This is a genomic window from Pseudomonas sp. W2Aug9, assembly GCF_023127755.1.
In the GTDB taxonomy this organism is placed as follows: domain Bacteria; phylum Pseudomonadota; class Gammaproteobacteria; order Pseudomonadales; family Pseudomonadaceae; genus Aquipseudomonas; species Aquipseudomonas synxantha_A.
In genome coordinates this window covers 624,980-649,404 of sequence record NZ_SPKL01000010.1, presented here as the reverse complement: position 1 = coordinate 649,404, position 24,425 = coordinate 624,980, and the positions used below count along the sequence as shown (strand labels likewise).

The window sequence follows — 24,425 nt, the reverse complement described above, 5'->3', positions numbered from 1 at the left end:
TGTGGGAGGGGGCTTGCTCCCGATAGCAGTGGGTCAGTCAATGAATCTGTTAACTGAAACACCGCCATCGGGAGCAAGCCCCCTCCCACATTTGACCTCATTGTTCTTGTTAGCCGCGCCGGTCGAGCAGATTGACCACCAACCGATCAATCCACCCCCACACCCGCTGCTTCACCCGCTTCCACAACGGCCGCGCCTTCCAGGCCTCCAGGCTCACCACCTGGCTTTGGGCAAAATCCGCTTCGAAACTGCCCACCACCGCCGCCGTCAATCCCGGGTCCAACGCTTCGAGGTTGGCTTCCAGGTTGAAGCGCAAATTCCAGTGGTCGAAATTGCACGAGCCAATGCTGACCCAATCGTCCACCAGCACCATCTTCAGGTGCAAAAAGCACGGCTGGTATTCAAAAATCTGCACGCCTGCACGCAGCAGACGCGGGTAATAACGATGGCCGGCGTAGCGTACTGACGGGTGATCGGTACGGGGCCCGGTGAGCAGCAAACGCACATCCACCCCGCGCCCTGCCGCCCGGCGCAAGGCACGACGCACGCTCCAGGTCGGCAGAAAATAGGGAGTCGCCAGCCAGATACGCCCTTTGCTGCTGTTCAACGCGCGAATCAACGACTGCAGGATATCGCGGTGCTGACGAGCGTCGGCGTACGCCACGCGACCAAGCCCAGGGCCCGTCGCTGGCACTTTCGGCAAGCGCGGCAAACCGAAATGGGTCGCCGGTTTCCATTCACGGCGCGCGGCGTTAGCGTGCCATTGCCGGTCGAACAGGGCCTGCCAGTCCAGTACCAGCGGGCCGCTGATCTGCACCATCACTTCATGCCAATCGGCGCTGTCTTGCCCCGGCGTCCAGAACTCATCGGTGACGCCCGTACCACCGACCACGGCAACGCGCTGGTCGATCAGCAGCAGCTTGCGGTGGTCGCGATACAGGTTGCGCATCCAGCGCCGCCAATTCAGGCGGTTGTAAAAACGCAGCTCCACGCCGGCGTCGGTCAAGCGCTTGCGCAGCCCAAGGGTAAACGCCAGGCTGCCGTAGTCATCGAACAAGCAGCGCACCTGCACCCCACGTTCGGCGGCCAGCACCAGCGCCTGCACCATCGCGTCGGCACAGGCGCCGGCTTCGACCAGATACAGCTCAAGATCCACCTGCTGCTCGGCCCGGGCGATGCCCACCAGCATCTGCGGGAAGAAACTCGGCCCGTCGATCAGCAGTTCGAATTGATTGGCGCTGCGCCACGGGAACACTGCGCCACTCATGTCAGCGCGCCGTGAAGATCAGTACCGCACCCACCGGCACCGACAAACTGATCGACTTGAGCCCCGCCGCCTTGCGCAACGCCGCCACACCCGGCGCCAGATCGAAGTCCTCGGCGTGCAACACCACAGGCTCCAGGGTCACCACCTGGAAACGTCGCTCATCCAGGCGCGTGGCAAGCAATTCGGCGCTGTAGGTCTGGGTCTTGCCGTGCAGGGTGACGCTCAGCGGCAGGCGCAACTCCAGTTGCGCGCCGGACGCCAGGTCGTTGATCGGTTGCAGATTGATCTGTGCGCTGATCAATGCGTCGGGAAAGGCCTTGATCTGGAACAGCTCTTTGCGCATGCGCTCATCGCGCAGCGGGATGCCGCTGTTGATCGACTCCATCTCCACTTGCAACTGCGCCGCGCCTTTGGCATCGACTTTGCCGTGCAGCACCAGGAAGCGGTGGACTTCAGCAACCTCTGTGTTTTTGGTGGTGACGAAAGACAGGCGCGAGGATTCGTTATCCAGGTACCAATCGGCGTGGGCAGGCACGGTGGCGCAGGTCAGCAGGGCGAAGACCAGAGGTTTGACATTGAACATAAAGACTCATGGGGCAAAAAACCTGGGCGAACATTAAGCGCAATCTCACGAACGGCGCAAATCCATTGTGGGAGCTGGCTTGCCTGCGATGGCGGTGTGCCAGGCGAGAAATGGTTGACTGATACATCGCCATCGCAGGCAAGCCAGCTCCCACAGGGTTTTGCGGTGTTTTTAATCCAGCGTTCGCTGAACTTCGCACACCGCCTGTTCAAGGCTGGCCATATGCAAATTCAACACCCGCTCCACCGGCGCCTGATGCATGGGCCAATGCAACGCCATGCTCCCCACCAACCGGCCATTGGCGTGCACCGGCAACGCCACCGCCCGAATCAGGAAGGGCAAACGCACCGGGTATTCCCAATAGCCCTCGGTACGCTGGCCGAACCCCTGGTGCTGGGTTTGCTCGCAAGCATGGCTTTGCTCATCGGCGGCCACACGATCGCGACACGCCAGCCGCTGCACTTCATCAAGGGGCAACTGCGTCAGGCATGCCTTGCCCATCGCCGAGTGAAACAGGCTGGCGTACTGACCGACGATCTGGCAGTTGTTCGGGTAGAGCTTGCGCAACACGCTGGGAATCGCGCTTTCCATGACTTCCAGGCGCTCGCCGTCGAAACACGACAAGTCCACCACCAACCCCGTGCGCTCGCTGAGCTCCAATAACCAGGGCGCCGCGCTTTCCACCACCTGGCGCTTGAAGCGTTGCTGGGTATCACCGAACAAACGCCGAGCGCGCAGGCGGTAACGCCGATCGCTCAGGCCGCGGTAGACCCAGCCCTGATCCTGCAAGGTCAGTAACATGCGCGACACCGTGGCCTTGGGCAGCCGCGTAAGGTAGTGCAGTTCTTCCAGCCCAAGGGCCTGGTGCTCGCCCAGCAACTCGACGATTGCCAGTGCGCGCTCAACCGAGCGTACCGTGCCTGTCTCCATGTTCGATCTCCCTGTTGCCGGTGGATGATCTGTTTTACACAGCAAGATACAGGCCCGGTCGCAGGTCAGGTGGTGGTGGCAATGCACGCCGGCGGCCGGCGCTGCACCCATTGAGTCAGCTGTTCATGGGCAAATGCCAGTTGCAGCACGGCTCGGTCGGCCTGGGCCGGGCCGATGACTTGCAGGCCCATGGGCAGCCCTTGGGGGTTGAAGCCCACCGGGATGCTCATGCTCGGCAAACCGGCGAGTGTCGGGCCGATCACCACTTCCATCCAGCGGTGATAGGTGTCCATTTCGCGCCCGCCAACGAGGCGTGGCCAAGGCTGTTGTGCATCGAAAGGGAACACTTGGGCGGTGGGCAACAGCAGAAAATCGTAACGTTCAAACAACTTGGCCAGGGCCCGATACCACTCGCTGCGATCCACCGACGCCTGGTACACCTGCTGGGCACTCAGGCCCTGGCCGCCCTCCACTTCCCATTGCGCTTCGGGCTTGAGCAATGCGCGTTTTCGCGGGTTGGCGTAGGCCGCGCCGAGGTTGCCGTGCACCAGCCAATGGCGGTGTACCAGCCAGCAACGCCACAGGCGCGCCAGGGAAAAGTCCGGCTGGCAGCTTTGCACCTCGCAGCCCAGCGTGGCGAAATCATCGAGTGCCGCCTCGCACAGGCTCAGCACGCCGTCTTGCATCGGCAGATAACCGTTGTAGTCACCCAGCCAACCCAGGCGCGTGCCTTTGAAGTCGCGCTGTAACGACTGGCCCAGCATCGCGGGATCGTCCTGGGATGACAAGGGCACACGGGGGTCGTAACCGGCCTGGATGCTCAGCAGCCGCGCTACATCCGTGACACTGCGCCCCATCGGGCCTTCGGTGCCCAGTTGCTGCACAAACAGCTCCGGCATCGGCCCGTGGGGCACGCGGCCCTGGGACGGGCGCAAGCCGAACACGTTATTGAACGCCGCCGGGTTGCGCAGCGAGCCCATCATGTCGCTGCCATCGGCCACCGGCAACATCCGCAACGCGAGGGCCACCGCTGCCCCGCCGCTGCTGCCGCCGGCCGTCAGGCGTGGGTCATAGGCATTGCCGGTGGTGCCGAACAGCGTGTTGTAGGTGTGGGACCCCAGGCCAAACTCCGGCACGTTGGTCTTGCCGATGATGATCGCGCCACTGGCGCGCACCCGCGCCACGCTGATGGCGTCTTCGCTGGGCACGTGCTCGGCAAACAACGGTGAGCCCAAGGTGGTACGCAAACCTTGGGTCGCCGCCAGATCTTTGATGGCCTGGGGCATGCCATGCATCCAACCGCGGGATTGACCCTGGTACAGCTCACGGTCGCAGGCCCTAGCCTCGGCCAGCACAACCTCGCTGTCGCGCAACGACACCAGCGCATTCACACGGGGGTTGAAACGCTGGATCTGCGCCAGGTACGCCTGCATCACCTCTTCGCACGATACCTGCCGCCCATGGATCGCCTGCGACAGTTGCGTGGCATCCCAATCGACAATACTCAAGGCTTCACCTCTCTGGAAAACGGCAGCGGTTTGCTCGCTCGTGGTGCCTCGCGCATGCAATAAGTGCCGAGCAGCGTCAGCACGCACGCGAACAATACGTAGAACGACGGCGCCACCGGCGTGCCCAGCACCTTACTCAACCAGGTCACGATCAACGGCGCAAAACCGCCGAACACCATCACCGCCACGTTATAGGCCACCGACACGCCGGTCGAGCGCACCTCGATGGGAAACTGTTCAGCCAACGCCGTCGGCGCCGGGCCGAAGAACCCGCCAATGGCCGTGCACAGCATTACCTGCATCACCAGCAAGCGCTCGATGGACGGCGCGGCAGCCACCCATACATACAACGGGTAGACCATCACGAAGAACGCCAGAGTGAAGGCCATCAACACCGGTCGCCGCCCCAAGCGATCCGAGAGCAGGCCGGACAAGGGAATCACCACGGTCATCAGCGCCACCGCAAACATCTGCACCATCAGCACCTGGTCCAACGGCAGGCCGAGATTCTTGTGGGCGAAGGTCGGCATGTTCACCAACACCACATAGAACGACACCGTCGCCCCGCACGCCAGGCCCATGGACACCAGGATGCTGCGCCGATGTTCACGCAGCACCTGCATCAGGCTCGGCGCCGGGCCGGTAGCGTTTTTGCGCGCCTGGATAAACTCTTCCGGGTCCTCCATGTGCCGCCGGATCCACAACCCCACCGGGCCGATCAGCAAGCCCAGCACAAACGGCAGGCGCCAGCCCCACAGGTCGAGGGTTTCGGGGGAGAAGAGGTGCGTGACCAGCGCCACCATCGCCGCACCACCAAACACCGCCAGGCACTGTCCCACCAATTGCCAGGAACCATACAAGCCCTTGCGATGGGCCGGTGCGCTCTCCACCAGAAACGCCGTGGCACTCGCGTATTCACCGCCGGTGGCAAACCCCTGAAGCATCCGCGCCACCACAATCAGCAACGGCGCGCCCATACCGATGGCGGCGTAATTGGGGGCGAAGGCGATCAGCGCGATGGACACGGTCATCAGCCGGATAATCAACTGCATCGCGGCTTTGCGGCCTTTGCGGTCGGCGTAGATGCCCAACAGGATCCCGCCCACCGGGCGCATGAAAAAGCCCACGCCAAAGGTGGCCAGGGCCATCAGCAGCGAAGCGTATTCATCCTCCGACGGGAAAAACTGCCGGGCGATAATGCTGGCCAGAAAGCCATAGACGATGAAGTCATACCATTCCAGCGCGTTGCCGATCACGGCGGCCACCACTTGGCGGGTGCGCGAGACGCCGGGTTTTGAAGTCTGCATGAGGAACACTCCATTCAACCGATAAGGGAAAGGGTCCAGCGGCAGAAAAAAGTGCGGTCGTCAGGCAGGCTTGAGCCAGCTCTCGGCCAACGCGCCCCAATAGGCGGCGCCGGTCAGCAGGATGTCGTCGTTGAAGTCATAGGCGGGGTTATGCACCATCGGCCGCGACACGCCGTTGCCGATAAACAGGTAACTGCCGGGGCAGCGTTGCAGCATCCAGGCGAAGTCTTCACTGCCCATCAGCGTGCGAGTGTTGCCATCCACCGCATCGGCGCCGAGCAAGGCCACACCGACCTGGCGAGCGAATTCGGTTTCTTCGCCATGGTTGACCAGCACCGGGTAGGCCGGGCGGTGCTCGATCTGCACGGTGCAGCCGAAGCTGGCGGCCTGGGTGTTGATGATCGCGTTGACCCGCTCCAGCATCTGTTCGCGCACCTTGGGGTTGAGTGCACGCAGGCTCAGGCGCAGCAAGGCTTGCTGGGGAATCACGTTGGCGGCCTGGCCGGCTTGCAGCGCACCGACCGTAACCACGGCGGCTTCCTGGGTATCGATATTGCGCGCTACTACCGTCTGCAAGGCCATGACCATACTCGCCGCCGCCACCAGCGGATCCACCGTCAGATGCGGCATGGAACCGTGGCCGCCGACACCTTCCAACGTCACCGTGAGCAAGTCTTGCGAGGCCATCATCGGCCCGACTCGCAAGCCCAGATGCCCAGCCGGCAAGCCCGGCATATTGTGCATGCCGAACAGGCCGTCACACGGGAAGCGCTCCAGCAAACCATCCGCCAACATCGCCTCGGCACCGCCCTGGCCTTCTTCGGCGGGTTGGAAAATCAGATTCAGGGTGCCGTCGAATTGCCGGGTCGCCGCCAGGTAGCGGGCAGCGCCGAGCAGCATGGTGGTGTGGCCGTCATGCCCGCAGGCGTGCATGCAACCGGCGTGCTGGCTGGTGTAGGCCGCACCGGTGTTTTCGATGATGGGCAAGGCGTCCATATCGGCACGAATACCCAGCGTGCGCGAACTGCTGCCATTGCGCAGCACCCCGACCACACCGGTCTTGCCGATGCCGGTATGCACCTCATACCCCCAATCCCGCAGGGACTGCGCGACCAGCGCTGAGGTGCGGTTCTCTTCAAAGCCGAGTTCGGGATGGGCGTGGATATCGTGGCGCACAGCGTGCAAGTCGCTGGCGACATCGCTGAGCCAATCCAGAATGTGCTGGTGTGGGCGCATGGTGATTCTCCTCACAGGCGGGTGGTCCCGTTCTTGTTGGCGACACATCTACAGCTAAGCGCGATGTGGGGCTGAGGACAATCAAAGGTGGTTCCACCCTGTGGAACCTCAGGGCCGGTTCTTTTTCCGAGAACCCACGCAGATAATCTAAATGTGGGAGCTGGCTTGCCTGCGATGACGGCGGCACAGGCACCAGTGATGTTGGCTGACCTGACGCTATCGCAGGCAAGCCAGCTCCCACAGGGGAATTTGGGTGTGTCAGGGGTTGAGGCGGCAGCCTTGGCGGTTGCCCAACCACCGTGCCGTATGCGTACGCCCCAACCCACTCGCCGTCACTTCACTGCGCTCCGGCGTGTCGATCAACGCACTGGTCGGCACGTACTGCTTCACATACCCACGGCAATACTGCGCCGGGTTGTTCTCTACATACCGACACGAGCAATACTCCTTGGCCGTGTACGCCGCGATGATGTCGGGGAAGGCTTGCAGGTTGACGCGCTCGTGCCATACCCAACCCAATAGGGCCAGCAACAGCAGTAGCAGCAGGCTGGTAAATGGCCGACGACGAATCATGACCGCACCGCCGCCAGCACGCGCTTGAGCAGTTCGTTGTGGCGGTAGCTGCCATCGCGGTCATCGCCGTAGCGCACGATCACCAAGTGCTCGTCGGGCAGTACAAACAGTGCCTGGCCCCAGTGCCCCAGCGCAGCGAAGGTGTCGGTCGGGGCGTCGGGCCAGGGTTGGGGCGTACCCTTGTTGAGCCACCAGTGGCCGCCCGGTACCGCTTCATCCTGGCCGGCTTTGTATTTGTCGAAAGGCCGCCGATTGAAAGCCACCCACTCTTTGGGCAGCAACTGTTGCTCACCCCAGCGCCCTTCCCGTGCCATCAGCAGCCCGACCCGCGCCAGATCGCGAGCAGTGAGGTAGGCGTAGGACGAGGCAACAAAGGTTTCGTCGGCATCGGTTTCCCACGTCGCGTTGCGAATGCCCAATGGCTTGAACAGCGCATCCCACGGATAGCTCATGTACGCCTGGTGGCCGAGCATCCCTTTAAGCGCAGCGGACAGAATATTGCTGTCGCCACTGGAATAACGGAACGTCTGGCCGGGCTCGGCGGCGGCTTCGGTATCGGCGGCAAATTGCGCCATATCGTCACGCCCACGGGTATAGAGCATCGCCACAACAGAAGATTTCAACGGGGCGTATTCATAGTCTTCCTGCCAATCCAGCCCCGAAGCCCAATGGAGCAAGTCGGCCATGCTCACCTTGGGGTGTTGCTTCATTGGCGGGTAAAAACGTGCGGCCGGGTCGGTGAGCTTGAAACGGTTTTCGCCGTAGGCCACGCCGAGCACAGTGGCCATCAGGCTTTTGCTCACCGACCAGGTCAGGTGCGGCGTGCTGGCGGTGGTTGGCGCGGCGTAGCGTTCGTAGATGATTTCGCCGTCACGAATGACCAGCAGCGCGTCGGTACGAATGCCTTTGCGGGTGGTGTCGTCCCGGGTTGGGAAAGCATAGGCGTTCAGGGCATCGACAGCGGGACCTTCAAGTGACGTGCCCGTAGCCCATTCTTTTTCGGGCCAGGTTTCAGCGCGGACTATAGCGGTAACTAAAAGCACAACAACGCACAGCAGGCCTCGGACCATGGGCACGAACTCAAGGGGGCATTCAAGCCCGCGAGCCTAGCGCAGGCCAATGACAGATTTGCTACACGGGGGCTGTCACCCAACCGTCACCGTAAGTTCATGGAGATGACACCGAGGCTACATAGCCTGACTTTGGACAACAAAGTCGACTGGCCGCAACCTGGCCGGCACCCGGAGACTCGCTATGACTCAGATCGCCCGCATCAGCGACAAAGGCAATGAACGCCGTCTGCAAGCCGAACGCCTGGTGGGCGCCAAGGCCTTGCAGGAAGCCCAGGCCCTGCGGTTCAACGTGTTCAGCGGCGAGTTCAACGCCAAGCTGAAAGGCGCGGAACTGGGCCTGGACATGGATGACTATGATGTTCACTGCAGCCACATCGGCGTGCGGGACTTGAACAGCGGTCGACTCGTCGCCACCACCCGTCTGCTCGACCACCAGGCCGCCAGCACTCTGGGCCGGTTCTACAGCGAAGAAGAATTCAGCCTGCATGGCTTGCTGCACTTGCAAGGCCCGATCCTGGAAATCGGTCGCACCTGCGTCGACCCGGCTTACCGCAACGGCGGCACCATCGCGGTGCTCTGGGGCGAACTGGCCGAAGTGCTCAACCAGGGCAGCTACAGCTACCTGATGGGCTGCGCGAGCATCCCGATGCACGATGGCGGCATTCAGGCCCACGCAATCATGCAGCGCTTGCGCGAGCGCTACCTGTGCAACGAACACCTGCGCGCCGAGCCGAAAAAGCCACTGCCGGCCCTGGACTTGCCGTCCAATGTCATCGCCGAAATGCCACCGCTGCTCAAAGCTTATATGCGCCTGGGCGCGAAGATCTGCGGCGAGCCGTGCTGGGATGAAGACTTCCAGGTGGCCGATGTGTTCATCCTGCTCAAGCGCGATGAGTTGTGCCCGCGCTACGCGCGCCACTTCAAGGCGGCGATGTGATGAACCGCCTGCGCATCTACGGGCGCATCGCCCGCGTGCTGTTGGTGGTGGCGCTGGGCTTGAGCATGGCCAGCGTGTTTGGCCTGTTCGAGCGTCTGGGCGTGGCCAATTCAATGGTGCGGCGCCAGCGTTGGTCGCGGTTCTTTATGGCGCGATTGAGCAACGCCCTGCCCTTTCGCGTAACGGTGCACGGCGAGTTGCCGCAAGCGCCGATGCTGTGGGTGAGCAATCACGTGTCCTGGACCGACATCCCACTGCTGGGCATGGTCACGCCGCTGTCGTTTTTGTCCAAGGCCGAAGTCCGCACCTGGCCGGTAGCCGGCTGGCTGGCGGCCAAGGCCGGCAGTCTGTTCATTCGTCGTGGCGCGGGTGACAGCCAGTTGATCCGCAAACAGATGACCCGCCATCTGGAGCAACAGCACCCGCTGCTGATGTTCCCCGAGGGCACCACCACTGACGGACGCAGCTTGCGTACGTTTCACGGGCGTTTGCTGGCCAGTGCAATCGATGCGGATGTGTCGCTGCAACCGGTGGCGATTCGTTATCTGCGTGACGGTGGGGTTGATCCGCTGGCGCCGTTCATTGGCGATGACGATTTGCTCTCGCACTTGATGCGCTTGTTTTCCAACGACCAGGGCGATGTGCAGATTCATCTGCTCAAGCCGATTGCCTGCGCCGGGCAGGAACGCGCGGCACTGGCGTATCAGGCGCAGCAGGCGGTGCAAAAGGCGTTGTTTGGCCCGGTGCCGGAAGCTGAGCAAGTGGCTGCTCGACCTGCGTTCGCGGCATAAAGCGGGCACAGTCATATGTGGGAGGGGGCTTGCTCCCGATAGCAGTTGTTCAGTCAACATAGACAGTGACTGACACACCGCAATCGGGAGCAAGCCCCCTCCCACATTTAGACATCGGTGGTCAGTTGGATCTGCGCAAATCTCTGCAATTGGGGATAGAACACCCGGAAATCTTCACTTAACGGCTTATAAAGCTCGCGCAACTCGTGCATCGCAAATCCGAGTGCCTGCGGGTCAGTCAGCCGCCGCGAAATTCCACGCAACACCTGCTCCATCACCGCGAACTCGCGATACGAACCCAGCCAGTCATCCGCCGCCATATACGGCGCAATCTGCGCCAGCCGCCCCGGTAACTCAGGTTCTGCCGCCAGCACGCGATACACCTGCGAGGTAAAACGCTCCAGGGGCTGCTCGGCATACAACGCCCAATCCCGCGCCAGGCAATGGTCAAAAAACACATCGAGCACGATCCCGGCATAGCGCCTGCGGGTCAGGCTGAAGCGCGACAACGCCTCGCCCACCAACGGGTGGCTATCGGTAAACCGGTCAATCGAACGGTGCAACTGGATCGCTGCTTCGATTTGCGGGCTGAACTGGCCCTGCAGGCGGCCTTTGACGAAGTCGCCATACAGGCTGCCCAGCAGTTGCGCAGGAAGTTGGCCGCCCAGGTGCAGATGTGCGAGATAATTCATGGCGCGCAGTCTATCACTGCCGCACTCATATCGTTATAACCCGATATACCGATTCGCTTTGGCCTCAGATCAAAATCATATTGGTATATCGAGATATGACGATTTAAAGTTCGCCTCATCGCGATATAACGCTTTACGACACCGAGCACCCTGCCATGTCCATCGACCTCGACGAAATAATAAAAGCCCTGGCGCACCCAGTACGACGAGACATCCTCACCTGGCTCAAAGACCCGAAAGTGCAATTCCCCGAGCAACTGCACAACCACGAATACGGCATCTGCGCCGGGCAGATCGATCAGCGCTGCGGCCTGTCCCAGTCGACCGTGTCGGCGCACCTGGCAACCTTGCAACGGGCGGGATTGATCAGCAGCCAGAAGGCCGGGCAATGGCACTTTTTCAAACGCAATGAGGAGACGATCCAAGCCTTTCTCACGGCGCTCATAACCGAACTCAGCGCACCGCAATAACCAAGGAAACGCAAATGCCCCTCTCGCTCCTCATACTGGCCCTGAGTGCCTTCGCCATCGGCACCACCGAGTTCGTCATCATGGGGCTGCTGCCCGATGTCGCGGCGGACCTGGGTGTGTCGATTCCCGGCGCCGGCTGGCTGGTCACCGGCTACGCCTTGGGCGTGGCCATCGGCGCGCCCTTCATGGCACTGGCCACCGCCAGGCTGCCACGCAAGGCCGCTCTGGTAGCGTTGATGGGCATCTTTATTGTCGGCAACCTCCTCTGCGCCCTGGCCAGTGACTACAACGTGCTGATGTTTGCCCGCGTCGTCACGGCGCTTTGCCACGGAGCCTTCTTCGGGATCGGTTCCGTGGTGGCGGCCAACCTGGTGCCGGCCAATAAACGCGCTTCTGCGGTGGCCTTGATGTTCACCGGTTTGACCCTGGCCAACGTGCTCGGCGTGCCGTTGGGCACTGCACTGGGTCAGGAAACTGGCTGGCGCTCGACCTTTTGGGCAGTGACCGTGATTGGCGTGATCGCCTTGATTGGCCTGATCCGCTTCCTGCCGGCCACGCGTGACGAAGAAAAACTCGACATGCGCGCCGAACTCGCTGCCCTCAAAGGCGCGGGTATCTGGTTGTCGCTGAGCATGACGGCGCTGTTCGCCGCCTCCATGTTCACCCTCTTTACCTACGTAGCCCCGCTGCTGGGCGATGTGACCGGCGTGTCGCCCAAAGGCGTGACCTGGACCCTGCTGTTGATCGGCCTGGGCCTCACGGTGGGCAACATCATCGGCGGCAAGCTGGCCGACAAACGCCTGGCGGCCACCCTGATCGGCGTGTTCATCAGCATGGCGGTGGTTTCCACGGTGTTGAGCTGGACCAGCGTTGCACTGATACCGACCGAAATCACCCTGTTCCTGTGGGCCACCGCCTCGTTTGCCGCCGTACCAGCGCTGCAGATCAACGTGGTGACCTTCGGCAAGGCCGCCCCCAACCTGGTGTCCACCCTGAACATCGGTGCCTTCAACATCGGTAACGCCCTCGGCGCCTGGGTCGGTGGCAGCGTGATTGCCCACGGCTTCGGCCTGACCAGCGTGCCCCTGGCCGCAGCAGCACTGGCGATTCTCGCGCTGCTGGTGACCCTGATTACCTTCCGCCAGAGCGGCGATGCCGACTTGGCCCCCGCGACCAACTGATCAACTTAAAGACAAAGGTGTTTTCCCATGACGACTATTTTCGATCCGATCACACTGGGCGACCTGGAACTGTCGAACCGCATCATCATGGCGCCACTGACCCGCTGCCGTGCCGATGCCGGCCGCGTGCCCAACGCGCTGATGGCCGAGTATTACGTGCAGCGCGCATCCGCCGGGCTGATCCTCAGCGAAGCCACCTCCGTGACGCCCATGGGCGTGGGCTACCCGGACACGCCGGGCATCTGGTCCAACGACCAGGTGCGCGGCTGGGCCAACATCACCAAGGCTGTGCATGGCGCGGGCGGCAAGATCTTCCTGCAACTGTGGCATGTGGGTCGCATCTCCCATGAGTCCTACCTGAACGGCGAAACCCCGGTGGCGCCAAGCGCGATCCAGCCTAAAGGCCACGTCAGCCTGGTGCGCCCACTGGCCGACTACCCTACCCCGCGCGCCCTGGAAACCGCTGAAATCGCCGACGTCGTCGACGCTTACCGCGTGGGCGCCGAAAACGCCAAGGCCGCAGGCTTTGACGGCGTGGAAATCCACGGCGCCAACGGCTACCTGCTCGACCAGTTCCTGCAAAGCAGCACCAACCAGCGCACCGACCAATACGGCGGTTCCCTGGAAAACCGTGCGCGCCTGCTGCTGGAAGTCACCGACGCCGCCATTGAAGTCTGGGGCGCCGGCCGCGTGGGCGTGCACCTGGCACCGCGTGGCGATGCGCACGACATGGGCGACGCCAACCTGGCCGAAACCTTCACCTACGTCGCCAGCGAACTGGGCAAGCGTGGCATCGCCTTCATCTGCTCCCGTGAAAAAGAAGGCGCGGACAGCCTCGGCCCACAACTGAAAAAAGCCTTCGGCGGCGTCTACATCGCCAACGAACGTTTCACCAAAGACAGCGCCAACGCCTGGCTGGCGGCGGGCAAAGCGGATGCGGTGGCCTTCGGTATTCCTTTCATCGCCAACCCGGACCTGCCGGCGCGCTTGAAGGCTGATGCGCCGTTGAACGAGCCGCACCCAGAAACCTTCTATGGCAAAGGCCCGGTGGGTTACATCGACTACCCGACGCTGCCGATCTAACCTGATCCGCAAAACCAATGTGGGAGGGGGCTTGCCCCCGATAGCAGTGCTTCAGTCAACACATCAGTGACTGATACACCGCAATCGGGGGCAAGCCCCCTCCCACATTTGCCTGTTTGTAGCGCCTGCGGAAACATTGCTTCACAGAACGGCAACAATATCGCTACAAAATACTTAGCCGGCTACCTATCAACGGCCCGCCAGCCCGTATATAAAGTCACCCCACAAATCAGGCAGAAGGACGATTGACGATCCTTAGGCTTTACTGTTGACACAACTGGTCGCAATTACGCATTTTGTCTCAATTGCGCAGGCTGGGGCTCAGGCGCAGCATGTCCAGCCCTATATCAGCCCAGCGCTCGGCGTCCTGATGCAATTGAAAACTGTCAGGCACCAGCAGCCACTGGCCGATCAAGCCGTGGATAAAGGCATGAATACACACAGCACCGCGGGTGGTATCCAGCGTGGCTGGAAGTTGCCCGCGATGGACCGCGTTACGCAACGTCAAGCCGATGCGCAGGTTGCACTCAAGGGTGTGGGTCTGGCGTTGGCGGCGCATGTCACACATTTCATCGGTGAACTCGCACTTATGAAACAGAATCTCGTTGATGCGCCGGGTTTTCGGGTCCAGGGCCACTTCATGGTAGAGATGAATCAGCAGCTTGCGCATACAGCCCAGCGGGTCGGCTTCGTCCTCGCTTTCACTGGCCCGCGCCAGTTCGTCCAGGGGCTCGTGCAACGTGTCGAGCAGTGCCTGAAGCAAGTCGGACTTGTTGCTGAAGTGCCAGTAGATAGCCCCGCGCGTCACCCCTGCCAGCGTGGCGATGTCCGCCAGGGTGGTCCGCGCGACGCCGCGCTCATAAAAGGCTTGCTCGGCGGCTTGGAGAATCTGGCTGCGCGTTTCCTGAGCTTCCTCTTTGGTGCGACGAACCATGGCAGTAAAACCTCAATCGGGACACTGTGGATGGTACTTGACCATCATCTGAATAATTATGGGACGACGCCGTCATGGGCACCGAACGTACTAGAATCGAGGCTTGCGGCAGTGCTTTGTCAACAATGCGCCAAGCCTGTCAAGAGTTTACAAACAACCATGAACGTAAGTATATTGCGTAGCAAGCTACTTATCCACTCACGGCTTGTTTTTTACCCTTCCACACTTCTTGTGCGCACTCTGCGCGCCTGACCCGAGGATCTTCATGCAACTTAAGCCAGCTGTTACCGCTCTGGTCACTGCCGTCGCCCTGGCATCGCTGCTCAGCGGATGTAAAAAGGAAGAAGCGGCACCGCCCGCTCAAACCCCTCAGGTCGGCGTGGTCACCATTCAACCGCAAGCCTATACCCTGACCACCGAGCTGCCAGGCCGCACCACGGCCTTTCGCATCGCGGAAGTGCGGCCTCAGGTCAACGGCATCATTCTCAAGCGCCTGTTCAAGGAAGGCGCCGACGTGAAGGAAGGGCAACAGCTCTACCAGATCGACCCGTCGGTGTATGAGGCCACGCTGAAAAGCGCACAAGCCAGCCTGTCCCAGACCAAGTCCATCAGCGACCGCTACAAGCAGTTGGTCGATGAACAGGCCGTCAGCCGTCAGGAATACGACACCGCCGTCGCCAACCGCATGACCGCCGAAGCAAACGTTCAAACCGCCCAGATCAACGTGCGCTACACCAAAGTGTTTGCACCGATCTCCGGGCGCATTGGTCGTTCTTCGGTGACCGAAGGCGCGCTGGTCAGCAATGGCCAGGCCGATGCCATGGCCGTGATTCAGCAACTGGACCCGATCTACGTCGACGTTACGCAGTCCTCGGCTGAAATGCTGAAACTGCGCCGCGACCTGGAAAGCGGCCAGCTGGAGAAGGCCGGCGAAAACGCCGCCAAGGTCAAGCTGACCCTGGAAGACGGCACGCCTTACGCCCAGGACGGCAAGCTGGAATTCTCCGAAGTGTCGGTCGACCAGACCACCGGTTCCGTGACCCTGCGTGCCGTGTTCCCCAACCCTGACCACGTGCTGCTGCCGGGCATGTTCGTGCACGCCCAGTTGCTGGCCGGTGTGAACAGCAAGGCCATCCTGGCTCCGCAGCAAGGCGTGACCCGTGACCTGCGCGGCATTCCGACGGCGCTGATCGTGAACAAGGACAACAAGGTCGAGCAACGCGAACTGGTTGCCAACCGTACCGCGGGTGCCTACTGGCTGGTGGAAAAAGGCCTCAATGCCGGTGACCGCGTCATCACCGAAGGCTTGCAATACGTCAAGCCGGGCGCCGAGGTGAAGGTCACGGAAGCTGCCAACGCTAAACCCGCCGGTACTGCTGCAGCGCCTGCTGACGCCGCTGGTCAAGGGGAGTAATCCATGTCGAAATTTTTTATCGACCGCCCCATTTTCGCCTGGGTAATTGCCCTGGTGATCATGCTGGTCGGGGCACTCTCGATCCTGAAGTTGCCCATCAACCAATACCCGGCCATTGCGCCAACGGCCATTGATATCCAGGTGACCTACCCAGGCGCTTCCGCACAAACCGTGCAGGACACCGTGGTGCAGGTCATCGAGCAACAGCTCAACGGTATCGACAACCTGCGTTATGTCTCCTCGGACAGTAACTCCGACGGCAGCATGACCATCACCGTGACGTTCAATCAGGGTACCAACCCGGATATCGCTCAGGTTCAGGTACAGAACAAGCTAAACCTGGCCACCCCGCTGCTGCCGCAAGAAGTGCAGCAACAGGGTATCCGCGTGACCAAGTCGGTGAAGAACTTCCTGATGGTGATCGGTCTGGTGTCGGAAGACGGCAGCATGACCAAGGACGACCTCTCCAACTACATCGTGTCCAACATCCAGGACCCGATCTCCCGTACCGCGGGGGTGGGTGACTTCCAGGTGTTCGGTTCGCAGTACGCCATGCGTATCTGGCTCGACCCGGCCAAACTGAACAATTACCAGCTCACGCCAGTGGACGTCAGCAATGCCATCAAGGCCCAGAACGTGCAGGTGGCCACCGGCCAACTGGGCGGCCTGCCTGCGCTGCCCGGCACCCAACTGAACGCCACCATCATCGGCAAGACGCGCCTGCAAAGCACAGAGGAATTCGCCAAGATCCTGATGAAGGTGAACACCGACGGCTCCCAGGTTCGCCTAGGTGACGTCGCGCGTATCGAACTGGGCGGCCAGAACTACAGCATCAGTGCACAGTTCAACGGCAAGCCGGCTTCGGGTATGGCGATCAAGCTGGCGGCCGGTGCCAACGCACTGGACACCGGCAAGGCCATCCGCGAAACAGTGAAGTCTCTGGAACCATTCTTCCCGCCTGGCATGAAGGCGGTAGTGCCCTATGACACCACCCCGGTCGTGACCGAGTCGATTTCCGGCGTGGTTCACACCCTGGTCGAAGCGATCGTGCTGGTGTTCCTGGTGATGTTCCTGTTCCTGCAGAACTTCCGCGCCACCATCATCACCACCATGACCGTACCGGTGGTATTGCTGGGTACCTTCGGGATCCTGGCCGCGTGCGGCTTCACCATCAATACCCTGACCATGTTCGGCATGATCCTGGCCATCGGCTTGCTGGTGGACGATGCCATCGTCGTGGTGGAAAACGTCGAACGGGTCATGGCCGAGGAGCACCTGTCGCCCAAGGAAGCGACGATCAAGTCCATGGGCCAGATCCAGGGCGCCCTGGTGGGTATTGCCCTGGTACTGTCGGCGGTATTGCTGCCGATGGCGTTCTTCGGTGGCTCCACCGGTGTGATCTACCGCCAGTTCTCCATCACCATTGTTTCGGCGATGGCGTTGTCGGTACTGGTTGCCCTGATCTTCACCCCGGCCTTGTGCGCCACCATGCTCAAGCCGATCGATCCGGAAAAGCACGGCCAGCCCAAGCGCGGCTTCTTTGGCTGGTTCAACCGCACCTTCGACAGCGGCGTACTCAAGTACGAGCGCGGCGTGGGCAACATGATCAAGCACAAGATCCCGGCGTTTCTGGTGTATGTGCTGATCCTGGCCGGCATGATCTGGATGTTCACCCGTATTCCAAGCGCGTTCCTGCCAGAGGAAGACCAGGGTGTGATCTTCGCCCAGGTGCAGACACCAGTCGGTGCTTCGGCTGAGCGTACGCAAAAAGTCGTCGACGATATGCGTGCCTTCCTGCTGAACGACAAGGAAGGCGAGCCTGGCGAAGGCAAGTCGGTGAACTCGGTGTTTACCGTAAACGGCTTCAACTTCGCCGGCCGTGGCCAGAGCTCGGGCCTTGCGTTCGTGATGCTCAAGCCGTGGGACGAGCGTGACTCGACCCAATCGGTATTCGAAGTGGCCAAGCGTGCCCAGGGTTACTTCTTCGGGGCCTTCAAGGACGCCATGGTATTTGCCATCGTGCCGCCTTCGGTTCTGGAATTGGGTAACGCCACCGGTTTCGACGTGTTCCTGCAAGACCAGGGTGGCGTGGGCCACGACAAGCTGATGGCTGCCCGTAACCAGTTCCTCGGTGCGGCGGCGCAAAGCAAGGTGCTGGCGGGCGTACGCCCCAACGGCGTGAACGATGAACCGCAGTACGAGCTGACCGTCGACGACGAGAAAGCCAGTGCCCAGGGCATCAGCCTTGCCGATATCCAGCAGACCCTGGCCATTGCCTTGGGTGGCAGCTACATCAACGACTTCATCGACCGTGGTCGTGTGAAGAAGGTGTATGTGCAAGGTGACGCCGCCAGCCGCATGTCGCCGGAAGACCTGGACAAATGGTACGTACGCAGCGGCGACGGAAAAATGGTGCCGCTGTCGGCCATCTCGTCGGGCCAGTGGATCTACGGTTCGCCCAAGCTTTCGCGATACAACGGTGTAGCGGCGATGGAAATCCTCGGTACCCCGGCACCAGGCTACAGTACCGGTGACGCGATGGCCGAAGTCGAACGCATTGCCAAAGAACTGCCGGCCGGTGTCGGCTATGCCTGGACCGGCCTGTCGTACGAAGAACGCCTGTCCGGCTCCCAGGCGCCAGCCCTGTACGCATTGTCGCTGCTGGTGGTGTTCCTGTGCCTGGCGGCACTGTACGAAAGCTGGTCGATCCCGATCGCGGTGATTCTGGTTGTGCCACTGGGTGTGATCGGTGCACTGATCGCTACCAGTATGCGGGGCTTGTCCAACGACGTGTTCTTCCAGGTGGGCTTGCTGGTGACGGTGGGCCTGGCGGCGAAAAACGCCATCCTGATCGTGGAATTCGCCAAAGAGCTGCACGAGCAAGGCAAAGGCATCGTCGAGGCGGCTATCGAAGCGTCCCGTATGCGTCTGCGCCCGATCATCATGACGTCCATGGCGTTCGTGCTCGGCGTACTGCCGCTGGCGATTTCCACCGGTGCCGGCTCAGGCAGCCAGCACGCGATCGGTACCGGCGTGATCGGCGGTATGATCACCGCCACCGTGCTAGCCATTTTCTGGGTGCCACTGTTCTACGCAACCGTGTCCTCGGCCGGCGAACGCAAAAAGAAAGACACTACTGAAACTCCTAAAGAGGCTGGCCAATGAGCAAGTCGCTACTTTCCCTAGCCGTCACGGCATTCGTGCTCAGTGGCTGCTCGCTGATACCTGACTATCAGCGCCCCGATGCGCCGGTGGCTGCACAGTTCCCGCAGGGGCCGGCGTATTCGTCGGCCCAGGCGCCGAACCAGGCCGCTGCCGAGCAGGGCTGGAAGCAGTTTTTCCATGACCCTGCCCTGCAACAGCTGATCCAGACCGCATTGGTGAACAACCGTGACCTGCGTGTCGCGGCCCTGAACATCGACGCCTATGCAGCGCAGTACCAGATCCAGCGTGCCGACCTGTTCCCGGCGGTATCGGCCACCGGTAACGGCAGCCGTTCGCGCACCCCGGCCAAGCTGTCACAGACCGGCGAATCGTCTATCGCCAGCCAGTACTCGGCGGGCCTGGGGATCAGCTCTTATGAGCTGGACCTGTTCGGTCGCGTGCGCAGCCTGAGTGAAGAAGCGCTGCAGAAGTACTTCGCCACTGAAGAAGCGCGGCGCAGTACCCAGATCAGCCTGGTGGCCAGCGTGGCCAATGCCTACCTGACCTGGCAGGCCGACAAGGAACTGCTCAAGCTGACCCAGGACACCCTGGGTGCGTTCGAGCAGAGCTTCAAGCTCACCTCGCGCAGCAACGAAGTCGGCGTGGCGTCGGCGCTGGACCTCAGCCAGGCACGCACCTCGGTGGAAAACGCCCGGGTGCAACTGGCACGTTATACGCGCCAGGTGGCTCAGGACGAAAACAGCCTGACCCTGTTGCTGGGCACCGGCCTGCCGGCGAATATCGCCAGCAAGCCGCTGTCCGATGACCTGCTCAGCGAAGTGCCTGCCGGCTTGCCGTCAGACCTGCTGCAACGTCGTCCCGACATTGTGCAGGCCGAGTACAACCTCAAGGCTGCCAATGCCAATATCGGCGCGGCCCGTGCGGCGTTCTTCCCGAGCATCAGCCTGACGGCCAGTGCCGGTACCGCCAGCCCAACACTGGGCGGCCTGTTCAAAGGCGGTTCGGGTACCTGGGCGTTTGCCCCGCAGATCAACATCCCGATCTTCAACGCCGGTAGCCTGCGCGCAAGCCTGGACTACTCGAAGATCCAGAAAGAGATCAACGTGGCCAACTACGAGAAAGCCATCCAGACCGGCTTCCAGGAAGTCTCCGACGGCCTCGCTGCGCGTCAGACCTACAAGCAGCAACTGGATGCCCAACGTGGCTTCGTCGAGGCTAACCAGGATTACTACCGCCTGGCCGAGCGTCGCTACCGCATTGGTGTCGACAGCAACCTGACTTTCCTCGACGCCCAGCGCCAACTGTTCAGTGCCCAGCAATCGCTGATCACCGACCGCCTGGCGCAGCTGACCAGCGAGGTCAACCTGTACAAGGCCCTCGGCGGTGGCTGGAATGAGCAGACCGCCAAGAACGAGCCGTTGAAAGAACAAGCACCGCCGTTGAAGTTGTTCTGATAGCGCGTGTGTAAGAAAACCGCTTCCCTTACCGGAAGCGGTTTTTTTATGCCTGGTTTTTTACCTCGCCAACTTGCGTTCGATCACCGCCCACAACCCGCCCTCCCCCACTTTCATCGCCCCCATACCGCCGCGCACCATGGCCGCCACCTGCATAAACCCAATAACAACAGGTCCAACACCATGAGCACTTTTCACCCGCGCCAGCTGTTGCTGGCTGCCGCTGTCGGCAGTCTTGCCGTTCCTGCAATCGCCGAAGAACACGGTTTTCTTGAAGATGCCAGCGCCAACCTCAACCTGCGTAACTTCTTCTTCAACCGCAATTACACCAACCCGACCAAGGCCCAGGGTGGCGCGCAGGAGTGGACGCAGAGTTTCATCCTCGACGCCAAGTCCGGCTTTACCCAAGGCACCGTGGGTTTTGGTGTGGATGTGCTGGGCCTGTACTCGCTCAAGCTTGATGGCGGGCGCGGCACGGGCGGCACCCAGTTGCTGCCGCTGGACCATGATGGCCGTCCGGCGGATGAGTTCGGGCGCCTGGGCGTGGCGTTCAAGGCGCGGTTTTCCAAGACAGAGCTGAAGGTAGGCGAATGGATGCCGGTGCTGCCGATCTTGCGTTCCGACGACGGCCGCTCCCTGCCGCAGACCCTGCGCGGCGGGCAGATCACCTCGAAGGAAATCGACGGCCTGACCCTGTATGGCGGCCAGTTCCGCGCCAACAGCCCGCGTGACGACGGCAGCATGAGCGACATGTCGATGTTCGGCAAAACCGCCTTCACTTCCGACCGTTTCAATTTCCAAGGTGCCGAGTACGCATTCAACGACAAGCGCACCCAGGTCGGCGTATGGAATGCCCAGCTCAAGGACATCTACAGCCAGCAGTATCTCAACCTGATCCACAGCCAGCCTGTCGGCGCCTGGACCCTCGGCGCCAACCTCGGGTTCTTCTACGGCAAGGACGATGGCAGCGCCCGCGCAGGTAACCTGGACAACAAAACCTGGTCCGGCTTGCTTTCTGCCAGGTACGGCGGCAATACCTTCTACGTTGGCCTGCAAAAACTCACCGGCAACAGCGCCTGGATGCGCGTCAACGGCACCAGTGGCGGCACCCTGGCCAACGACAGCTATAACTCCAGTTACGACAACGCCGAGGAAAAATCCTGGCAAGTGCGCCACGACTACAACTTTGCCGCCCTGGGCATTCCTGGCCTGACCCTGATGAACCGCTATATCAGCGGCAGCAACGTGCACACCGGCACTATCACCGACGGCAAGGAGTGGGGCCGCGAAAGTGAAGTGGGCTACACCGTGCAGAGCGGTGGCCTGAAAAACCTCACGGTGCGCTGGCGTAATTCGAGCATGCGCCGCGACTACAGCAACAACGAATTCGACGAAAACCGGTTGATCGTCAGCTACCCCATCAGTCTGCTGTAAACCGGCGCCGGACTTGCTGTATGGTGCGCGCCTGCCGCTGCTGATCCCCCCAGCAGCGGCCTTTATCGAGCCTGCGTACCTGATGAAACCCTTTGCCGCAGCGAGCGTAGTGTTTGCCTTGGCCCTGAGCCTGAGTGGCTGCATCGGCGCGCCCATTGCCCTGACACCGGCAACCCAGCAACGCTTGCAAGCCCAGGCGCCGATCCGCTTTCTGCTGACCTTCGATGACGGCCCCAGCGCCTCGGGCTACAACAACCCGAGCCGTTCGGTCGTGGCGGATCTGGCAAATAACCCGGTATTGCCTGGGATCAAGGCGGTGTTCTTCTCTCAGACCGAAGCCGCTCGCTCCGGCGGCAGTTCTCGCGGGCGCAAGACCATGGAACGTGAATTCGCCGCTGGCCATGTACTGGCCTTCCACACGGCGACGGCGTTTCATACCAATCACCGCTGGCTGAACGATGCAGAGCTGGAACGCACCCTTACCGAAGGTGCGGCAGACATTACCGCCATCACCGGCACGCCGCCCATGCTGGTACGCCCACCGTTCTGGAACTACGACCGCCGTACCTTCGCCGCCTACCAGCGGCATGGCATGCACGTACTGCTGACGGACCTCAGCGCCAATGACGGCAAGATCTGGGGCTTCAACGCCAGCCCGCGCCGGCGGGCCAATTTGTATCGGCAGCTGTCGGTCGTGCGTGAGCGCATCGCGCTGGGTGAACTGCCGATGGTGGAAGGCGTGATACCGGTGGTAGTGACCTTCCATGACATCAACCGCTACACCGCCCGGCATATGCAGGAATACATGCAGATCCTGATGGACAGCGCGCAAATCAACGGAGTGAAGACCGCTGCCGAGCCGTTCTACACCGACACCGCCATGCTGGAACGCGCAGCACTGGCACGCACCGTGAAGGATGTGAATGAAGAGGCCCATCTGCCGGGTGTATGGAACTGGATATGGGATGCGGACTCACACTGAAAGCTACAAACAATTACAACAGTAAGATATTTAAGTCAGACAGGTAGTCCCATCCTGCCCCACCACGCCCACCTTATTAACCACCCACTGACCATAAGCCCTTTGAATACGTAGGAAAGTGAAACAAGTGGCGTTGGAACTCAGTACTCCTTCCCGCCCACTATCGGATCAGTAGTTCGCAAGACTTACCGCGCACTGCCCAACCTTCTCACACTTGCCAACCTTTAAAAGGACTTAGTCATGTTGACAACTCCCTTACAGAACAACTATTCGCACAGCCTTTACAACCCTAACGAAAAATCCATTCACCGCGATAAAAAACACTCAGACTCCCTCCACCCGCGGCACCGTAAAGAAAATAACTTTCTACCGGCGAACACCGCCAAACCTGCGCGCTTCGCAAAGGATCAGGTTGCTACCTCGCTGGCCGGCCAGCGTGTTAACTCCTCGATGGATAAACCCGTCAATTCCGCAGCTACGGCTCCAGCACAACAGCCCATGGAATCACGCCCCATCACCGAAGTACCACGCGCCCTCACCAGTACCCCGACCACTCACACGTACGATAACGGCAACGTCAAGATCACCTCGGCAACGGCTCATGAAGGCAGTTTTCACGGCGTTCCCATGCTGCGCAACAAAGTCACCATCGAAACCGGTAATAGTGCAGACAACGTTCACCTCAAGAGTCTTCCGGACATTGGGGTCGTCGCAGAAATAAACGGCAGGCGATACCTGTTACCGGTTCAGAATGCTGGCGGCATGACCGAGACCGTGGAAATAAAAACCAAGGGTGGCGATGACCACGTCACGATTGCAGACGACATCTGGTTCCAAACCACTGTGAGTCTTAACGACAACCACGCGGTTTCCGGGACCAATGGGTATACCTCCGCCCCCGAGTCAGCGGGCGTGAAAACATTCTCGCAACCCGGAATCATCGCCATTGCACCTCACCTGCAAAAAGGCACCGAGTTCAAACATGACGAGACCACATTCAAGTTCTCGCCAAACGCCAACCCAAGGCAGTTCGGCGACGGCGTCATGCAAATAACCGCCGGCAGCGGCAATGACACTATTCGTATCAGCGCAGCAGAAGACAATTCATTGTTAGCTGAAGTGAATGGGCAACAATTCCTCCTGCCTATTAAAAACGATCCAGCAGGTGGTTCCAGGCTGTTCATTCAAGCCGGAGACGGAGACGATAAAGTCACCATCGACTCTAATGTAAAGAACTATGCCTTTATCAACATGGGCGAGGGTAAAGCAGGCACTTTATACAGTGGCGGCGGGTTCGTTTCGGGTGAAGAAGAGCCCAATTTGAGGCAGCGCTATACCACGCAAAACTACAAACCTGTCGAAACCAGTGTCTGACCCCCGATATGGCATAACCTCACCCCACGCCAAGTTT

General features: G+C 61.0%; 21 protein-coding genes. 11 read left to right on the top strand and 10 right to left on the bottom strand.

Annotated elements, in window-relative coordinates:
• Positions 1 to 109: 109 nt before the first annotated feature.
• From E3O56_RS09785 to E3O56_RS09750, 8 genes are all read right to left on the bottom strand, one after another.
• Positions 110 to 1,267, bottom strand: a complete 1,158-nt coding sequence (locus tag E3O56_RS09785) for a phosphatidylserine/phosphatidylglycerophosphate/cardiolipin synthase family protein (RefSeq protein ID WP_005785930.1) — start codon at positions 1,265 to 1,267, stop codon at positions 110 to 112.
• Position 1,268: 1 nt separating this feature from the next.
• Entirely contained in the window at positions 1,269 to 1,850 is a 582-nt protein-coding gene (locus E3O56_RS09780; RefSeq protein ID WP_032877305.1) for a YceI family protein, read from the bottom strand.
• 171 nt (positions 1,851 to 2,021) lie between these two features.
• Positions 2,022 to 2,780, bottom strand: a complete 759-nt coding sequence (locus tag E3O56_RS09775) for a helix-turn-helix domain-containing protein (protein WP_078820513.1) — start codon at positions 2,778 to 2,780, stop codon at positions 2,022 to 2,024.
• A gap of 65 nt (positions 2,781 to 2,845) precedes the next feature.
• Complete coding sequence (locus E3O56_RS09770) at positions 2,846 to 4,288, bottom strand: amidase (protein WP_032877306.1); 1,443 nt, start codon at positions 4,286 to 4,288, stop codon at positions 2,846 to 2,848.
• Positions 4,285 to 5,595: a citrate-proton symporter gene (locus E3O56_RS09765; RefSeq protein WP_248128139.1), complete on the bottom strand. Its 1,311-nt coding sequence runs from the start codon at positions 5,593 to 5,595 to the stop codon at positions 4,285 to 4,287. The genes E3O56_RS09770 and E3O56_RS09765 overlap by 4 nt, the downstream gene beginning before the upstream one ends.
• Positions 5,596 to 5,655: 60 nt before the next feature.
• Entirely contained in the window at positions 5,656 to 6,831 is a 1,176-nt protein-coding gene (locus E3O56_RS09760; RefSeq protein WP_005785919.1) for a M20 aminoacylase family protein, read from the bottom strand.
• A 258-nt stretch (positions 6,832 to 7,089) separates the two neighbouring features.
• On the bottom strand, positions 7,090 to 7,404 hold the full coding sequence (locus tag E3O56_RS09755) for an amidase (protein WP_103733485.1): 315 nt from the start codon (positions 7,402 to 7,404) through the stop codon (positions 7,090 to 7,092).
• Positions 7,401 to 8,474, bottom strand: coding sequence for a serine hydrolase (locus E3O56_RS09750; protein WP_248128138.1), 1,074 nt, complete (start codon positions 8,472 to 8,474; stop codon positions 7,401 to 7,403). The genes E3O56_RS09755 and E3O56_RS09750 overlap by 4 nt, the downstream gene beginning before the upstream one ends.
• A 184-nt stretch (positions 8,475 to 8,658) precedes the next feature.
• Here E3O56_RS09750 and olsB point away from each other — a divergent pair, with 184 nt between their 5' ends.
• On the top strand, positions 8,659 to 9,414 hold the full coding sequence (gene olsB / locus E3O56_RS09745) for an L-ornithine N(alpha)-acyltransferase (protein ID WP_005785912.1): 756 nt from the start codon (positions 8,659 to 8,661) through the stop codon (positions 9,412 to 9,414).
• Positions 9,414 to 10,205, top strand: a complete 792-nt coding sequence (locus E3O56_RS09740; RefSeq protein WP_032877310.1) for a lysophospholipid acyltransferase family protein — start codon at positions 9,414 to 9,416, stop codon at positions 10,203 to 10,205. The genes olsB and E3O56_RS09740 overlap by 1 nt, the downstream gene beginning before the upstream one ends.
• 107 nt (positions 10,206 to 10,312) lie before the next feature.
• On the opposite strand, the gene E3O56_RS09735 is transcribed toward E3O56_RS09740, so the two are convergent.
• Positions 10,313 to 10,897, bottom strand: a complete 585-nt coding sequence (locus tag E3O56_RS09735; protein WP_032877311.1) for an ACP phosphodiesterase — start codon at positions 10,895 to 10,897, stop codon at positions 10,313 to 10,315.
• Positions 10,898 to 11,052: 155 nt separating this feature from the next.
• Here E3O56_RS09735 and E3O56_RS09730 point away from each other — a divergent pair, with 155 nt between their 5' ends.
• Genes E3O56_RS09730 through E3O56_RS09720 form a run of 3 tightly spaced genes read left to right on the top strand, consistent with a single transcriptional unit; the run spans position 11,053 to position 13,631 of the window.
• Positions 11,053 to 11,367 carry a helix-turn-helix transcriptional regulator gene (locus E3O56_RS09730; RefSeq protein WP_032877312.1) on the top strand — a complete coding sequence of 105 codons (315 nt, stop codon included), beginning with the start codon at positions 11,053 to 11,055 and terminating at the stop codon, positions 11,365 to 11,367.
• A gap of 14 nt (positions 11,368 to 11,381) precedes the next feature.
• Positions 11,382 to 12,548 (top strand): MFS transporter, encoded by a 1,167-nt coding sequence (locus tag E3O56_RS09725; protein ID WP_248128137.1) that lies wholly within the window; start codon positions 11,382 to 11,384, stop codon positions 12,546 to 12,548.
• Positions 12,549 to 12,575: 27 nt separating this feature from the next.
• Positions 12,576 to 13,631: an alkene reductase gene (locus tag E3O56_RS09720; RefSeq protein ID WP_032877313.1), complete on the top strand. Its 1,056-nt coding sequence runs from the start codon at positions 12,576 to 12,578 to the stop codon at positions 13,629 to 13,631.
• A 301-nt stretch (positions 13,632 to 13,932) separates the two neighbouring features.
• On the opposite strand, the gene E3O56_RS09715 is transcribed toward E3O56_RS09720, so the two are convergent.
• Positions 13,933 to 14,565, bottom strand: coding sequence for a TetR family transcriptional regulator (locus tag E3O56_RS09715; RefSeq protein ID WP_005785903.1), 633 nt, complete (start codon positions 14,563 to 14,565; stop codon positions 13,933 to 13,935).
• Positions 14,566 to 14,830: 265 nt separating this feature from the next.
• Here E3O56_RS09715 and E3O56_RS09710 point away from each other — a divergent pair, with 265 nt between their 5' ends.
• The 6 genes from E3O56_RS09710 (at position 14,831) to E3O56_RS09685 (ending at position 24,388) form a co-directional block, all read left to right on the top strand.
• On the top strand, positions 14,831 to 15,979 hold the full coding sequence (locus E3O56_RS09710; protein ID WP_248128136.1) for an efflux RND transporter periplasmic adaptor subunit: 1,149 nt from the start codon (positions 14,831 to 14,833) through the stop codon (positions 15,977 to 15,979).
• Positions 15,980 to 15,982: 3 nt separating this feature from the next.
• A complete protein-coding gene (locus E3O56_RS09705) occupies positions 15,983 to 19,144 on the top strand; it encodes an efflux RND transporter permease subunit (protein WP_248128135.1) in 3,162 nt (1,053 codons plus the stop codon).
• Complete coding sequence (gene adeC, locus E3O56_RS09700) at positions 19,141 to 20,598, top strand: AdeC/AdeK/OprM family multidrug efflux complex outer membrane factor (RefSeq protein WP_032877316.1); 1,458 nt, start codon at positions 19,141 to 19,143, stop codon at positions 20,596 to 20,598. Before E3O56_RS09705 ends, adeC begins: the two co-directional genes overlap by 4 nt.
• Positions 20,599 to 20,781: 183 nt before the next feature.
• Complete coding sequence (locus E3O56_RS09695) at positions 20,782 to 22,032, top strand: OprD family porin (RefSeq protein ID WP_032877317.1); 1,251 nt, start codon at positions 20,782 to 20,784, stop codon at positions 22,030 to 22,032.
• Positions 22,033 to 22,114: 82 nt separating this feature from the next.
• Positions 22,115 to 23,014 carry a polysaccharide deacetylase family protein gene (locus E3O56_RS09690; protein ID WP_078820507.1) on the top strand — a complete coding sequence of 300 codons (900 nt, stop codon included), beginning with the start codon at positions 22,115 to 22,117 and terminating at the stop codon, positions 23,012 to 23,014.
• Positions 23,015 to 23,254: 240 nt separating this feature from the next.
• A complete protein-coding gene (locus tag E3O56_RS09685; RefSeq protein ID WP_248128134.1) occupies positions 23,255 to 24,388 on the top strand; it encodes a hypothetical protein in 1,134 nt (377 codons plus the stop codon).
• The last annotated feature ends 37 nt before the right edge of the window (positions 24,389 to 24,425 follow it).

Bases quoted from the DNA above. Each gene is read 5' to 3' on its own strand.
- E3O56_RS09705 (WP_248128135.1), top strand. From the start codon at position 15,983: ATGTCGAAATTTTTTATCGACCGCCCCATTTTCGCCTGGGTAATTGCC.
- E3O56_RS09750 (WP_248128138.1), bottom strand. From the start codon at position 8,474: ATGGTCCGAGGCCTGCTGTGCGTTGTTGTGCTTTTAGTTACCGCTATA.
- E3O56_RS09785 (WP_005785930.1), bottom strand. From the start codon at position 1,267: ATGAGTGGCGCAGTGTTCCCGTGGCGCAGCGCCAATCAATTCGAACTG.
- E3O56_RS09765 (WP_248128139.1), bottom strand. From the start codon at position 5,595: ATGCAGACTTCAAAACCCGGCGTCTCGCGCACCCGCCAAGTGGTGGCC.
- E3O56_RS09760 (WP_005785919.1), bottom strand. From the start codon at position 6,831: ATGCGCCCACACCAGCACATTCTGGATTGGCTCAGCGATGTCGCCAGC.
- E3O56_RS09715 (WP_005785903.1), bottom strand. From the start codon at position 14,565: ATGGTTCGTCGCACCAAAGAGGAAGCTCAGGAAACGCGCAGCCAGATT.
- E3O56_RS09775 (WP_078820513.1), bottom strand. From the start codon at position 2,780: ATGGAGACAGGCACGGTACGCTCGGTTGAGCGCGCACTGGCAATCGTC.
- E3O56_RS09720 (WP_032877313.1), top strand. From the start codon at position 12,576: ATGACGACTATTTTCGATCCGATCACACTGGGCGACCTGGAACTGTCG.
- E3O56_RS09755 (WP_103733485.1), bottom strand. From the start codon at position 7,404: ATGATTCGTCGTCGGCCATTTACCAGCCTGCTGCTACTGCTGTTGCTG.
- E3O56_RS09690 (WP_078820507.1), top strand. From the start codon at position 22,115: ATGAAACCCTTTGCCGCAGCGAGCGTAGTGTTTGCCTTGGCCCTGAGC.
- E3O56_RS09740 (WP_032877310.1), top strand. From the start codon at position 9,414: ATGAACCGCCTGCGCATCTACGGGCGCATCGCCCGCGTGCTGTTGGTG.
- E3O56_RS09780 (WP_032877305.1), bottom strand. From the start codon at position 1,850: ATGTTCAATGTCAAACCTCTGGTCTTCGCCCTGCTGACCTGCGCCACC.
- E3O56_RS09725 (WP_248128137.1), top strand. From the start codon at position 11,382: ATGCCCCTCTCGCTCCTCATACTGGCCCTGAGTGCCTTCGCCATCGGC.
- E3O56_RS09695 (WP_032877317.1), top strand. From the start codon at position 20,782: ATGAGCACTTTTCACCCGCGCCAGCTGTTGCTGGCTGCCGCTGTCGGC.
- olsB (WP_005785912.1), top strand. From the start codon at position 8,659: ATGACTCAGATCGCCCGCATCAGCGACAAAGGCAATGAACGCCGTCTG.
- E3O56_RS09685 (WP_248128134.1), top strand. From the start codon at position 23,255: ATGTTGACAACTCCCTTACAGAACAACTATTCGCACAGCCTTTACAAC.
- E3O56_RS09735 (WP_032877311.1), bottom strand. From the start codon at position 10,897: ATGAATTATCTCGCACATCTGCACCTGGGCGGCCAACTTCCTGCGCAA.
- E3O56_RS09710 (WP_248128136.1), top strand. From the start codon at position 14,831: ATGCAACTTAAGCCAGCTGTTACCGCTCTGGTCACTGCCGTCGCCCTG.
- E3O56_RS09730 (WP_032877312.1), top strand. From the start codon at position 11,053: ATGTCCATCGACCTCGACGAAATAATAAAAGCCCTGGCGCACCCAGTA.
- adeC (WP_032877316.1), top strand. From the start codon at position 19,141: ATGAGCAAGTCGCTACTTTCCCTAGCCGTCACGGCATTCGTGCTCAGT.